Origin of the sequence: Nocardioides marmoribigeumensis (assembly GCF_031458325.1) — a bacterium.
GTDB classification, from domain to species: Bacteria; Actinomycetota; Actinomycetes; order Propionibacteriales; family Nocardioidaceae; genus Marmoricola_A; species Marmoricola_A marmoribigeumensis.
Genome location: NZ_JAVDYG010000001.1, coordinates 1,958,483 through 1,972,043 on the forward strand (window position 1 = coordinate 1,958,483; position 13,561 = coordinate 1,972,043).

At 75.2% G+C, this 13,561-nt stretch carries 11 protein-coding genes and 1 pseudogene; 11 read left to right on the forward strand and 1 reads right to left on the reverse strand.

Going from position 1 to position 13,561, the window contains the following annotated elements:
• Positions 1-50 precede the first annotated feature (50 nt).
• From J2S63_RS09375 to J2S63_RS09410, 9 genes and pseudogenes are all read left to right on the forward strand, one after another.
• Positions 51-2,465 carry a DUF6049 family protein gene (locus J2S63_RS09375; protein ID WP_310301610.1) on the forward strand — a complete coding sequence of 805 codons (2,415 nt, stop codon included), beginning with the start codon at positions 51-53 and terminating at the stop codon, positions 2,463-2,465.
• Positions 2,462-4,138, forward strand: a complete 1,677-nt coding sequence (gene murJ, locus J2S63_RS09380; RefSeq protein WP_310301612.1) for a murein biosynthesis integral membrane protein MurJ — start codon at positions 2,462-2,464, stop codon at positions 4,136-4,138. Before J2S63_RS09375 ends, murJ begins: the two co-directional genes overlap by 4 nt.
• Before the next feature lie 164 nt (positions 4,139-4,302).
• Positions 4,303-6,156 carry a protein kinase family protein gene (locus J2S63_RS09385; protein WP_310301614.1) on the forward strand — a complete coding sequence of 618 codons (1,854 nt, stop codon included), beginning with the start codon at positions 4,303-4,305 and terminating at the stop codon, positions 6,154-6,156.
• A 1-nt stretch (position 6,157) separates the two neighbouring features.
• On the forward strand, positions 6,158-6,859 hold the full coding sequence (gene sigM / locus J2S63_RS09390) for an RNA polymerase sigma factor SigM (RefSeq protein ID WP_310301616.1): 702 nt from the start codon (positions 6,158-6,160) through the stop codon (positions 6,857-6,859).
• 46 nt (positions 6,860-6,905) lie between these two features.
• Entirely contained in the window at positions 6,906-7,685 is a 780-nt protein-coding gene (locus J2S63_RS09395; RefSeq protein ID WP_310301618.1) for a hypothetical protein, read from the forward strand.
• A 192-nt stretch (positions 7,686-7,877) separates the two neighbouring features.
• Entirely contained in the window at positions 7,878-8,903 is a 1,026-nt protein-coding gene (gene trxB, locus J2S63_RS09400; RefSeq protein ID WP_310306655.1) for a thioredoxin-disulfide reductase, read from the forward strand.
• 90 nt (positions 8,904-8,993) lie between these two features.
• Complete coding sequence (trxA, locus tag J2S63_RS09405; RefSeq protein ID WP_310306657.1) at positions 8,994-9,311, forward strand: thioredoxin; 318 nt, start codon at positions 8,994-8,996, stop codon at positions 9,309-9,311.
• 23 nt (positions 9,312-9,334) lie between these two features.
• Positions 9,335-9,505 (forward strand): annotated as a pseudogene (locus J2S63_RS21290) (peptidoglycan-binding domain-containing protein); the annotation flags it as partial.
• Between the two features lie 132 nt (positions 9,506-9,637).
• Positions 9,638-10,519, forward strand: a complete 882-nt coding sequence (locus tag J2S63_RS09410) for an N-acetylmuramoyl-L-alanine amidase (protein WP_374725137.1) — start codon at positions 9,638-9,640, stop codon at positions 10,517-10,519.
• Here the strand turns inward: J2S63_RS09410 and J2S63_RS09415 are convergent.
• The gene (locus J2S63_RS09415; protein WP_310301623.1) at positions 10,479-11,183 is read right to left on the reverse strand and encodes a GNAT family N-acetyltransferase; all 705 of its coding nucleotides are present in this window, start codon (positions 11,181-11,183) and stop codon (positions 10,479-10,481) included. The two genes, J2S63_RS09410 and J2S63_RS09415, sit on opposite strands and share 41 nt — an antisense overlap.
• Before the next feature lie 64 nt (positions 11,184-11,247).
• On the opposite strand from J2S63_RS09415, the gene J2S63_RS09420 reads away from it, so the two are divergent.
• Positions 11,248-12,582 (forward strand): aminotransferase-like domain-containing protein, encoded by a 1,335-nt coding sequence (locus J2S63_RS09420; protein ID WP_310301625.1) that lies wholly within the window; start codon positions 11,248-11,250, stop codon positions 12,580-12,582.
• Between the two features lie 17 nt (positions 12,583-12,599).
• On the forward strand, positions 12,600-13,541 hold the full coding sequence (locus J2S63_RS09425) for a D-alanine--D-alanine ligase family protein (protein WP_310301627.1): 942 nt from the start codon (positions 12,600-12,602) through the stop codon (positions 13,539-13,541).
• Positions 13,542-13,561 lie beyond the last annotated feature (20 nt).

A 13,561-nucleotide genomic window follows, 5' to 3' on the forward strand; every position in this document is an offset into this window, starting at 1 on the left:
CTCCCCGTGTGCGTCCCGCCCTCGGGGTGGGCCGTCGATAGCCTTGCGCGGTGACCCGGCCCCGACTCCCGCTGCTCCTCGCCGCGGGCGTCCTGGCCTCGCTCACCGCCCTCGCCGGCCCGGTCGCGGCCCCGGACGCCCGGGCGGCACCGTCCGCCACGCCGGCACCGACGCCCGGCCCGGCCACCGGCCCGGCCACCTCGGGGACCCCCACGGCCACCCCCGGCTCCCCCGGCTCGACGGGTGACCCGAGCGCGAGCCCGGCCGACCCCGGCGAGGGGCCCGAGCCCGCCACCGCCGACCGGCCGCCGCTCGAGGTGCGCCTGGAGTCGATCCAGCCGGCCGTCCTCCCCCGTCGCGGGGCGCTGCGCGTGTCCGGCACGGTCACCAACCGGACCACCTCGACCTGGACCGAGCTCCAGGCCTACCTCGCGGTCTCGCCGGACCCCCTGACGACCCCGGAGGCCCTCGCCGCGGCGCAGGCCGAGCCGGCCGGGCGCGAGTCCGACTTCGGCCGACTGGTCGACCCGGGGCTCTTCGTCGACCTGCCCGATCTGCCACCCGGTGGGTCCGCCGCGTTCCGCCTGGTCGTCCCGCGCGACCGCCTCGGCCTGCCGGAGACGCCCGGGGTCTACCGGATCGGGGTCCACGCGCTCGGCAGCGAGGAGGGCCTCGGCCGCGTGGCGGGCGCGGACGGCCGCGCCCGCACGTTCCTCACCCAGCTGCCGACCACCCCCGGGTCCAGCCCCGACCCGACACCCCTGGCGCTGGTCATGCAGCTGCGCAACCACGTGGTGCGCGCCCCCACCGGCGAGCTGGAGTTCCTGCGCGGCTGGCGCCGCACCCTCGCGCCCGACGGCCGCCTCGGCCGCCTGCTGGCCCTGAGCGACACCACCGCCGGCTTCCCGCTCAGCTGGGTCCTGGACCCCGCGGTCGTCGAGGCAGCCGGCACGGTCGCCGAGGGCAACCCGCGCACCGAGCTCGGTGGCCGCGCCTACGACGGCGTCGACGACGTCACCGACGGCGGCACCTCGGGCGACCAGGGGGCGAGCGGCTCCCCGGAGGCGTCCGGGGCCCCCGAGACCGCGGAGACCGCCGAGAGCCCGGCGAGCCCCTCCTCCGACGGGTCGGCCTCCCCCACCACCGGTCCGGACGCCGTCGCCGCCCAGGGCCGGGCCGACGCCGCGGCGTGGCTCGACGGTCTGCGGGACCAGGCTGCGCTGCACCCCACCTTCAGCGTCCCGTACGGCGACCTCGACGTCGCCGCGGCCGCGCGCGCCGGGGACACCACCACCATCGACCGGTCCGTCCGCACCGGGCTCGACACGCTCGCGCACTACACGGTGAGCGCCCGCCCCCTGGTCGCCCCGGTCAACGGCGCCCTCAAGGGCTGGATGCTCGACCGGGTCCCCCCGACGGTGCCGGCGGTGCTGAGCGACGCGGTCCTGCCGACGCTGGACGGGACCGTCTACCGCCGCGGCGACCGCCCGGTGGTGCTGTTCTCCCGCGACACGCTGCGTCCGGACGCCGACGCCGCCGAGGCGGCCGGGGTCGACCCCACCGCCTCCACCGCGCTCGGCCTGCGCCAGCGGCTGCTCGCGGTCACCGCGGTGCGCTCCCTGACCGGCGACGACCGGCCGCTGGTGGCGATGCTGCCCTCCGGCTGGGACCCGGGCCCGGCCTGGCAGCGCAGCGCGTTCTTCGCCGGCCTCGACGTCCCGTGGATCGCGGCGACCGGCCTGGGCGACGTGGCGGCGTCGGTCACCGACGCCACCCCGCAGCCGGACGACCGCGACTTCCTCTACCCCCCGGGCCGGCGGCGTGCGGAGCTCCCGGTCCGGATCGTCGAGCACGCGCGGGACACCACCCACGCCGGCGCGCTGCTCGACGACACGCTCGTCGACGACGACGCCACGGGTCCCCGGATCGGCCGTCAGGCGCTGCTCTCGGCCTCCTACTTCTCCCGCAGGCGCCCGGCACCCGCCGACCGCCGCCTGAGCGCCATCGAGGCCCGGGTCGACCACTGGCTGCGCCAGGTCCGGGTGGCCGCGCCGCCGTTCGTGATCTCCTCCAGCGAGGAGGGCAGCTTCCTGGTCCCGGTCACCAACAACCTCGACCAGCGGGTCCGCGTGGCGCTGCGTGCCCGGGTCGACGGCCCCGGGCTGGAGGTCTCCGCGGACCCGGCCGCCGACCTCGCGCCGGGCACCCGCCGGCCCTTCAAGATGCGCATCCGCTCCACCCGCATCGGGGTCCACACCGTCGACCTCGACCTGGTCACCGACAACGGCGAGAAGCTGTACGACGGCCCGCAGGTCCCCGTGCGGACCAGCAAGGTCGGGCTGGTGGTGTGGGTCGTCATGGGCGTGGCCGGAGCGGTGTTCCTGGCCGCGATCGTGGTCCGCATCGTGCGCCGGGTCCGCCGGCGCCGCCGTACCCCCGGACCGGTGCTGAGGAGGCGCGCGTGAGCGAGACCCAGAAGGAGACCTCGGTCCTGGGCTCCAGCGCGGTGATGGCCGCGGGCACCGTGGTGTCGCGGTTCAGCGGCTTCCTCCGCTCGACCCTCCTCGCCGCCGCGCTGGGCACCCAGCTGCACGCAGACGTCTTCACGATCGCCAACACGGTGCCCAACATGCTCTACATCCTGCTGGCGGGCGGGGTGTTCAACGCGGTGCTCGTCCCCCAGCTGGTCCGCGCGATGAAGCACGACGAGGACGGGGGCGCGGCCTACACCGACCGCATCATCACCCTGGCCGGCCTGTTCCTCGCCGGGGTCACCGCGCTGCTGGTGATCGGGGCACCGTGGCTGATGCGGCTCTACCTCGACGGGGCGTTCTTCACCGAGCCGTTCACCGCCCAGCGCGAGTCGGTCATCGCGTTCGCGCGGCTGTGCCTGCCCCAGGTCTTCTTCTACGGGATGTTCGTGCTGGTCGGCCAGGTCCTCAACGCCCGCGACCGGTTCGGGCCGATGATGTGGGCGCCGATCGCCAACAACGTGATCGCCGTGGCGGTCCTCGCGGCCTACCTGGTGCTGTTCGGCCCAGCCTCGGGCGACGAGCTGTGCGGCGGCTACACCGCCGGCCAGGAGTGGCTGCTGGGCCTGGGCTCGACGGTCGGCATCGCCGTGCAGCTCCTCGTGCTCCTGCCCTACCTGCGGGCCGCCGGGGTGTCGTTCCGCCCCCGCTTCGACTTCCGCGGCAGCGGGCTCGGGCACACGCTGCGCCTGGGGGTCTGGACGGTCGCGTTCGTGATCGTCAACCAGGTCGCCTACACCGTCGTCGTGCGCCTGGCCTCCAGCGGCACGGCCGAGGCGGCGCTGGCGTGCGGCCAGTCGTCGGCCTCGAGCGGCACGGGCTACACGATCTACTCCGGGGCCTTCCTGCTGGTGATGGTGCCCCACTCGATCGCGACGGTGTCGCTCGCGACCGCGGTCCTGCCGCGGCTCTCGCGGGCGGCCGCCGACGACGACCTGCCCCGCCTGGCCGCCCAGGTCGCCGCGACCACCCGCACGGCGCTCGCGCTGATCCTCCCGTTCGCGCTCCTGCTGCCGGCGATCGCGCTGCCCCTGGCCAATGTGGTGTTCCGCTACGGCGCGGCGAGCCGCACCTACGCCGACTTCGCGGTCTCGCTCGCCCTCTTCGCCCCCGGCCTGGTCTTCTTCACCGTCCACTACCTGATGCTCCGCGGGTTCTACGCCATCGAGCGCACCCGCACGGTCTTCTGGGTGCAGTGCGTGATCGCCGCGACCAACATCGCCCTCGCGGTCCTGGTCACCTCGCACGTCGACCCCCAGCACACCGCGCCCGGGCTCGTCGTCGCCTACGCCGGGTCGTACGCCGTCGGCGCGGTCTGCTCCTACCTCCTCCTCCGCTCGGTGCTGGGTGGCCTCGAGACGCCCGTGCTCGTGCGCTTCGCGGTCCGCATGCTCATCGCGTCCGGGGTGGCGGCCGCCGGCGCGTGGGGCTTCCGTGAGGTGCTGCTGGCGGTCTGGCCGCTCGGGGACGGCAAGGTCCAGGCGCTCACGCTGCTGGCCGGGTCCGGCGTCGCCGACCTGGCGCTGCTGCTGCTCGCGGCCCGGGTGATGCGCATCACCGAGGTCACCGAGGTGGTCGGCCTGGTCACCTCGCGCCTGCGCCGGTGAGACCAGCCCTCCGGGCGTGATTCGTGCCCAAGGGGACGAACCATCCGAAACCACCCCAGCGGGGTGGTCCGAACGTGCGCGTCCTCACGGGTTTGCTGGACCGGTCACCTGCCTACTCTTGAGAGGAGCAGATCGATCGGCAACGGTCGGGAACAGGGAGTCAGGTGCCGCACAGCGACGTCGGACCGGGCAGCGTGGTCGCCGACCGGTTCCGCCTGGAGGACCTCTTGGAGGACACCTCCGGAGCGAGGTTCTGGCGTGCCCGCGACCTCACGCTCGCCCGTGACGTCGCGGTGCACGTCGTCCCTGCCGACGACCCCCGCGCCCCTGCGCTGCTGACCGCCGCCCGCACCTCCGCCCTGGTCTCCGACGCCCGCCTGCTGCGCGTGCTCGACGCCGTGGAGCAGGACGACCTGGTCTTCGTGGTCCACGAGTACGGCACCGGGCTCTCCCTCGACCGCATCATCAACGAGCAGGGAGTGCTCGACCCCCGTCGAGCGGTGTGGCTCGTCCGCGAGGTCGCCGAGGCGATCGTGGTCGGCCACGGCAGCGGCGTCGCCCACGGGCGCCTGGTGCCGGAGAACGTCCTCATCACCGAGGCCGGCTCGGTCAAGCTGATCGGCTTCGTGGTCAGCGGCGTCCTCCACGGCCGGCCGGAGTCCGCGCCCGACGGCTCTGCGCCGCCGTCGGAGCACGAGTCCGACGTGACCAACCTGGGCGCCCTGCTCTACGCCTGCCTGGTCGGGAAGTGGCCCGGCTACCCCGACTCCGTCGTCCCGGCCGCTCCCCGCGACCACGGCCGCCTGCTGCGTCCGCGCCAGGTCAAGGCCGGCGTCCCCAAGGCCCTCGACACGCTGTGCGGCCAGATCCTCGCCGGCCCCGCCCGGGGCCGGAGGACCGAGGACCCCCGGTTCGAGTCCGCCTCGGCGGTCGTCGAGGCGCTCAGCCGCTGGCTCGGCGACGGCGGCGGGTCGGTGGTCACCCCCGGCACCGCCTACGCCGGCCCGACGGCCTACGTCGACCCCGCGCGGGCGCCCGGGACCTCCGGGCCGCAGAGCCTCGGCTCCTACGACGCCGACGACGAGGCCGACCCCGCGGCCGACCCCGTCGCCGGGAGCGACCGGGCCGCGGCTCCGGCCGACCCGGAGGCGACCCAGGCGAGCCCCCTGGCCCAGCCCGAGGCCCGGCCCCGGCGCGAGGACTCGCAGCGGCGTCCGGCGGCGGCCTGGGCCGGCGCGGCGGACGACCACGCCACCGTGGCCGCCCCCCTGCCTCTCCCTGTCCCCGGGGGCGAGGAGGACACCGTGCGGGCCTCGCGCCCGTCCCCGCCCGCCTCGGGCCCCGTGCCCTGGGGGCCCGACGCGCTGCGCGGCACGGGGTCGACCCCTCCGGCCCGCGGCGACCGCCCGGGCTCGGTCTGGCTGCGGCTGGCGGGCCTGGTCGCGGTGGTCGCGGTCATCGTCGTCGGGGTGCTGATCGTCTTCGGTCTCGGCAGCTCGCGCAACGCCGACGACCCCCAGGCGGGCGACGGCCCCACCACCGCCAGGAGCGACCGCACCGCCACCCCGGTCAAGATCGTGGGGGTCCGCGACCTCGACCCGCCGTCCCAGGGCGGCAACGGCGAGGAGCACCCCGAGGAGGCCCGGCTCGCCGCCGACGGCGACAAGGCGACCGCGTGGACGACCCAGAGCTACAACGACGGTCCGGCGCTCGCCCCCTACAAGCAGGGGCTCGGGCTGGTGCTCGACCTCGGCTCCGAGACCGAGGTCGGCTCGATGAGCCTGAGCCTCGGCGGCGCCGGCTACTCCTTCGACGTCTACGCCGCCCCCGAGGGCGCGGGCGCGCCGACCGACATCACAGGCCTGCGGCGGGTCGCCCAGGACAAGGGTGCGGGCGGCGAGACCCAGGTGCAGCTCGACCAGGTCACCACGCGCTACCTCGTGCTGTGGCTCACCGCGCTGCCCCCCGACGGCGGTTCGTTCCGTGGCTCGGTGGAGGAGGTCGTCGTACGGTCATGACGTGGCGACGACGGGACCCGGCTCCGCCGGTCCGGACGACCGGGACGACCGGTCGCTGATCGCCGCCCACGTCGCGGGTGACCCCGACGCCTTCGGCGTGCTCTTCGGTCGGCACCGCGACCGGCTCTGGGCCGTGGCGCTCCGCACGACCGGCGACCGCGAGGAGGCCGCCGACGCCCTCCAGGACGCGATGGTCTCGGCGTTCCGCAAGGCCGCGTCCTACCGGGAGGACGCCGCGGTGACCACCTGGCTGCACCGCGTCGTCGTCAACGCCTGCCTCGACCGGCTGCGCCGCCGCAAGGTCCGCCTCGCCGAGGCGCTGCCGGACGAGACCCACACCACCCCCGAGGCGCTGCGCGAGCCCCGGTCACACTCCCCCGAGGCCCGGGCCGAGCTGGCCGAGCGCCGCCACCGGGTCCTCGCCGCGCTGGCTACCCTCCCCGCCGAGCAGCGGGCGGCGATCGTGCTGGTCGACCTCCAGGGCCAGTCGGTCGAGGAGGCCGCCGCGGTGCTCGAGGTCGCGCCCGGCACGATCAAGTCACGGTGCTCGCGCGGCCGCACCCGGCTGGCCCCCCTGCTGGCCGACCTCCGCGCGGACGCGCCCCCGGGGAACCCCGACCCGCCCCCACGCGTCCCATCGGTGTCCGGCAGCCAGGCCCCCGCCCCCGGGGAGGGCGGGCCGGCGCCCCCGGCGCTGCGCTGAGGCCCCCCACCACCCCGACCACCACGACGCCCCGGAAGGAGGCGAGATGAGCACCGAGCACGACCCCGTCGGCCCCGGAGACCCGGTCGACCCCGAGGAGCAGGCGTTCGTCCGTGCCCTCCTGGGCGAGGTCGGCCGCGAGCCCGAGCCCCTGCCGCCCGACGTGGCCGAGCGGCTCGACGACGTGCTCGCCGGCCTGGTCGTGGAGCGGACTGCCGGTGAGCGGGCAGCCGGCGGCGCGGACGCGCCGGGGTCCCCGGCCGTCGTACCCCTGGAGCGCGCGCGGCGCCGCCGGCGCGCCCTGGCCGGTCTCGTCGCGGCGGCCGCCGTGGTCGTCGGCGGCTGGTCCCTGACCACCTCGGGCCTCCTCACCGGCTCCGGCGGGTCCGCCGACAGCGCGGGCGGCGCGTCCGGGGCGCTGCCCGAGGCCGCCCTCGGCTCGCAGGCGCCCGGGTCGTTCACCATGTCGTCCGACTCGCTGCGCGCCGACGCGCGCCGCCTGGTCGGCTCCGACCCGGCTCAGCTCGCCCGGCTCGAGAGCTCGACCCAGCGCCTCTCCCCGCTGCACGACCAGGCCGACGCCGCCCAGCTGCCTACGACCGACACCGGCGGTGCGCCGGGTCCCTCGCGGGTCCCCGCCGGCCGCTGCCTCGACCCGCTCGCGCCGGCCCGCCTGCCCCGCCTCGCCGTGACGTACGACGGCCGCGCCGCCACCGCGGTCCTCCGTCCGGAGCGGCCCACCGCGTCCGGGCGCGACCGGGTGCGCGTGGAGGTGTGGTCCTGCACCGCACCGGCGCGGCTGGCCTCGGTCGTCGTACCTCGGTGACGGCGACCCGGCCACGGGTGGCCACGCCGTGGCCCTCACCCCGAGGGGAATGCCGGCCACCTAGGATCGGTTGAGGCTCGTGAACGCCCGTCCACCCCGACCCGCACCGAGGAACGTCTCGTGAACTTCATCTCCGTCCCGACCAGCACCACCGCCACCGGTGGGACCGGCGAGGCCCAGGACGCCCAGCGGATCCGCCAGGTGATCATCATCGGCTCGGGCCCGGCGGGCTACACCGCGGCCGTCTACGCCGCCCGGGCGAGCCTCGAGCCCCTGGTCTTCGAGGGCTCGGTCACCGCCGGCGGCGCGCTGATGAACACCACCGAGGTGGAGAACTTCCCCGGCTTCCGCGACGGCATCATGGGCCCGGCGCTCATGGACGAGATGCGCGCCCAGGCCGAGCGCTTCGGCGCCGAGCTGGTCGCCGACGACGTCACCGCGGTCGACCTGACCGGCGAGGTCAAGCTGGTCACCGACGGCGAGGGCGTCGTGCACCGGGCGCACTCCGTGGTTCTGGCCACCGGCTCGGGCTACCGCAAGCTCGGCCTCGAGCACGAGGACCGCCTGTCCGGCCATGGCGTCTCGTGGTGCGCGACCTGCGACGGGTTCTTCTTCCGCGACCAGGAGATCGCGGTCATCGGCGGCGGCGACTCCGCGGTCGAGGAGGCGACGTTCCTCACCCGCTTCGCCAAGAAGGTCCACCTGGTCCACCGCCGCGACGAGCTGCGCGCCTCCAAGATCATGCAGGACCGCGCGTTCGCCGACCCCAAGCTCGAGCCGGTGTGGAACTCCGAGGTCGCCGCGATCCACGGCGACGACAAGCTCACCGGCCTCACCCTGCGCGACACGGTCACCGGCGAGACCCGCGAGCTGCCGGTCACCGGCCTGTTCATCGCGATCGGCCACGACCCCCGCTCGGAGCTCCTCGGCGGCCAGGTCGACCTCGACGACGACGGCTACGTCCTGGTGGACCACCCCTCGACGCGCACCAACCTCGAGGGCGTCTTCGCCTGCGGTGACCTGGTCGACCACCACTACCGCCAGGCGATCACCGCGGCCGGCACCGGCTGTGCCGCGGCCCTCGACGCCGAGCGCTACCTCGCCGACCGCGGCATCGCGGCCGCCGACCACCACACCGAGGCCGAGGCCGTCGACCCCGCCCAGGCCGGCGACGGCAGCGGCGGCACCGTCGAGCGCCCCGCGTCCGTCTCGGTCTGAGTGAGTCGCTGCCCTCGGGCACCCCGGCACCACCCCCGCACCCGTCAACCCGCACGCAGAGCACGAACACAAGGAGATCCCGTGGCTGAGATGAAGGTCGTGACCGACGACAATTTCGAGCAGGAGGTGCTCAAGTCCGACCTGCCCGTGCTGGTCGACTTCTGGGCCGAGTGGTGCGGGCCGTGCCGCCAGGTCGCCCCGATCCTCGCCGAGATCAACGAGGCGCACGGCGACAAGGTGCAGGTGGTCAAGCTCAACGTCGACGAGAACCCGGTCGTCGCCGCGCAGTTCCGCGTCACCTCGATCCCGACGATGAACCTCTACTCCGGTGGCGAGGTCGTCAAGCAGATCGTCGGCGCCCGCCCCAAGTCCGTCATCCTCAAGGAGCTGGCCGACTACATCGGCTGACCCTTCCTCACCCCGACCCCCCGATGGGCGATGACCTGCTGCGCCTCGGCGACGAGGACGACCGCGTGGCCGCGCTGCGTGCACGCCTGGCCGGCATGGGTCTGGTCGACGGGTCCCCGGACGCGGACCTCGACACCCCGGACGGCCCCTCCAGGCGCTTCGACGCCGACCTGGAGCGGGCCGTCCGCGCGTTCCAGCAGCAGCGGGGCCTCAGCGCCGACGGCATCGTCGGCCCCGGCACCCGTGCCGCCCTGGCCGACGCCGCCTGGGTGCTCGGCGACCGCGTCCTGGAGCACCTGCCCGGCGCGCTCGCCGGCGGGGACGACGTGATCGCCCTCCAGCGCCGCCTGCTCGACCTCGGCTTCGCGGTGGGGCGGGTCGACGGGCTGTTCGGGCCCGAGACCGCCGCCGGCGTCGCCGAGTTCCAGCGCAACGTCGGCCTCGAGCCCGACGGGGTCCTCGGCCCCGACACCATGGCCGCGCTCGGCCGGCTGCGTCCCCGCGCCTCGGGCGGCAACCCCAACGCGATGCGGGCCGCCGAGCGCATCCGTGCGGCCGGGCCGAGCCTCGACGACAAGCTCGTCGTGCTCGACGTGGTCCCCTTCACCACCGACGTCCCCGGCCTGGGGGCGGACGCCGCCCGGCTCGACGCCCTCGGCAGCACCGCGGTCGAGGCGGTCGCCTCGCTGGTCGAGCAGGGTCTGGTCGAGGTCGGCGCCCGCAGCCTGCGCACCACGCCCGGACCCGAGCGCGAGCGGGCGTGGGCGAGCAACCGCTCCGGTGGGGCGGTGTGCGTCTCGCTGACCACCGACGCCTCGACCGACCCGGGAGCCGGCGGCCTGTCGACGTACTACTACGGCATCGACGCCCACGACATCCGCTCCACCGCGGGCGAGCGGTTCGCCGGTCTCGTCCACCGCGAGGTCCTCGCCCGCACCCCCTTCGCCGACGGCGGCTGCCACGCCCGGTTCTGGGACCTGCTCCGCATGACCCGCATGCCGGCCGTGCGCATCGACCTCGGCTGCGTGACGCACGCGCCCGACGCGACGGCCCTGGGCGACCCCGAGGTGCTCGCCTCGGTGGCGCGCGCGATCGTCGTCGCCGTCCAGCGGGTCTACCTCGGCCCCGAGGACGACTCGCCGACCGGGCTGCTCAGCCTCGACGACCTCAGAGCGCTGCGGGACCGTCCGGACTCTCCCGAGGGATGACGACCGGGCGCCGCGAGACCGGCGCGGGCGCCGGCGCCGGGGGGCGCACGACGCCGATCAGCCGCTCCCACGCGGTGCCCACCTCCTCGCGCCAGCTGAGGGCCGTGCGCAGGTCGAGCCTCATCCGCGGGTGCGACGGGTGCGCACGCGCGGTGCGGAAGCCCACCCGCTCGAGGAACTCCGCCGGCACCGGCCCGCAGTCGCCCGCGAGGTCGCCGGCACGGGCCGAGGCGACCGCCTCCACGGCCTTGATGCCCCCACGCTTGACCAGGTCACGGGCCATCACCTGCAGCAGCACCCGGCCCAGCCCCGCCCCGGCGTACCCCTCGAAGACCACGACCGTGGCCAGCTGCACGGCGTCCTCGGAGACCGGGGCCGTGGCGAAGGACGAGGTGCCGGGGAACCACACCGGCGGGGCGTACTGCACGAAGCCGGCCGGCACGTCGTCGACGTAGGCCACCCGCCCGCAGGAGCCCCACTCGAGCAGCACCTGGGAGACCCATGCGGCCTTCTCGGCCTCCGCCCGTCCCCTGACCTCCTCGGCCGAGCCGTCCTGGAGGGCTCGACGGCGCACCGGGTCGAGCTCCCACAGCAGGTCGGAGCGCACCGCGGGAGGCAGGTCGAGCAGCGTGTCCTGGGTGAGGCGGGCCAGGCGCCTGGACATGTCGTCTCCTCCCCCTCGTGCCAGTGGGATGATCCAGGGTAGGCCCACCAACGGAGGACACCTCATGCCCGACGGCTCCCGTCGCACGCCCGAGAGGGTGGCGAGCACGCGTCTCGACAGCTACGTCGACCGCTACGCCGCCCGCACCAAGGGAATGACCGCGTCGGAGATCCGAGCTCTCTTCGCCGTCGCCAGCCGACCCGAGGTGGTCAGCCTGGCCGGCGGCATGCCCAACATCTCAGGTCTCCCGCTCGACGTCGTCGGGGGGGCGATCAGCGACCTGGTCGCCACCAACGGCCCCGTCGCGATGCAGTACGGCTCGGGCCAGGGCGACCCGGTCCTGCGGGAGCAGATCTGCGAGGTCATGCGGCTCGAGGGCATCGAGGCCCACCCCGACGACGTCGTGGTCACGGTCGGCTCCCAGCAGGCAGTCGACCTGGTCACCCGGGTCTTCTGCGACCCGGGCGACGTCGTGCTGTGCGAGGCGCCGTCGTACGTCGGGGCGCTGGGGGTCTTCCGCGCCTACGAGTGCGACGTGGTGCACGTGGAGATGGACGCCGACGGGCTGGTGCCCGACGCGCTGCGCCAGGCGATCCAGACGGTCCGGGCGAGCGGCCGCACGATCAAGTTCCTCTACACGATCCCCAACTTCCACAACCCGGCCGGCGTCACGCTCAGCGCCGAGCGCCGGGCGGAGGTCCTCGAGATCTGCCGCGAGGCCGACGTGCTCGTCCTGGAGGACAACCCCTACGGCCTGCTCGGCTTCTCCGGGGAGCCGATGCGCGCGATGCGCGCCGACGAGCCCGACGGCGTGATCTACCTCGGGTCGTTCTCCAAGACCTTCGCCCCCGGCTTCCGGGTGGGGTGGGCGCTGGCTCCCCACGCGGTGCGCGAGAAGCTGGTCCTCGCCCAGGAGTCGGCGACGCTGTGCCCGCCGGCGTTCAGCCAGATGGCGATCTCGGCGTACCTCCGCGCCCACGACTGGCAGGGCCAGATCAAGCAGTTCCGCGAGATGTACCGCGAGCGCCGCGACGCGATGATCGAGGCGCTCGACGACATGATGCCGGCGGCCGCGCGGTGGAACGTCCCGCAGGGCGGGTTCTACGTCTGGGTCACGCTGCCGCCCGGCCTGGACGCCAAGGCGATGCTGCCGCGCGCGGTCACCGCGCGCGTGGCCTACGTCCCGGGCACCGCGTTCTTCTCCGACGGGTTCGGGTCGCAGTCGATGCGGCTCTCGTTCTGCTACCCCACCCCCGGTCGCATCCGTGAGGGCGTCCGCCGCCTGGTCGGGGTGATCGAGGAGGAGCTCGAGCTGCGCCAGACCTTCGGCGCCGGTGGCCTCCCGGGGAGCACGGCCCTGGCCCGGGGCTACGAGGGCCCCCACACCGACCTGTCCTGATCCTCCGAGGAGCTGCTGTGTCCGAACGTGTGCTGGTCCTGGCCGGCGGTCTGTCCCACGAGCGCGACGTCTCGCTGCGGTCGGGACGGCGGGTCGCCGAGGCCCTGCGCGACCGCGGCTTCGAGGTCGAGGTGCGCGACGTCGACTCCACCCTCCTGGCCTCGCTGCGCGACGACCCGCCGGCCTGCGTGCTCCCGCTGCTGCACGGCGCCACCGGCGAGGACGGCGCGATCCGGGAGGTGCTCGAGCTCGCCGGCATCCCCTACGTCGGCTCCGGGCCGGCCGCCTGCCGCGTCGCCTTCGACAAGCCGGTGGCCAAGACGGTGGTGGCGGCCGCGGGCCTGGCGACGCCGGAGTGCGTCGTGCTCCCGCACGAGACCTTCCGTGAGCTGGGCGCCGCGGCGGTGATGGAGGCGATGGCCGAGCGCCTGGGCCTTCCGCTGATCGTCAAGCCCGCCCGGGGCGGCTCGGCGCTGGGCTGCACCGTGGTCCGGTCGGTGGCCGACCTGCCCTCGGCGATGATCGACGCCTTCGCCTACGGCGACGTCGCGCTGGTCGAGCGCTTCGTGCAGGGCGAGGAGGTCGCGGTCGGGGTGTACGACGACGGCGACGGCCCGCGCGCCCTCCCGGTCGTCGGCATCGTCCCCGACGGCGGGGTCTACGACTACACCGCGCGCTACACCGCCGGGTCCACCGAGTTCACCGTCCCGGCCCGCCTCTCCGAGGAGCTCACGGCCGCGTGCGCCGACGTCGCGCTGCGGGCGCACGAGGCCCTGGGCCTGCGCGACCTCTCCCGCACCGACCTGATCGTCGACGCCGAGGGCACGGTCTGGTTCCTCGAGGTCAACGTCGCCCCCGGCATGACCGAGACCTCGATCGTGCCGCTGGCGGTGGAGGCCTCCGACGTCGAGCTCGGCGAGCTGTTCGGCCGCTTGGTGCGCGCTGCCGCCTCCCGCTGAGCGACCCCTAGGATCACTGA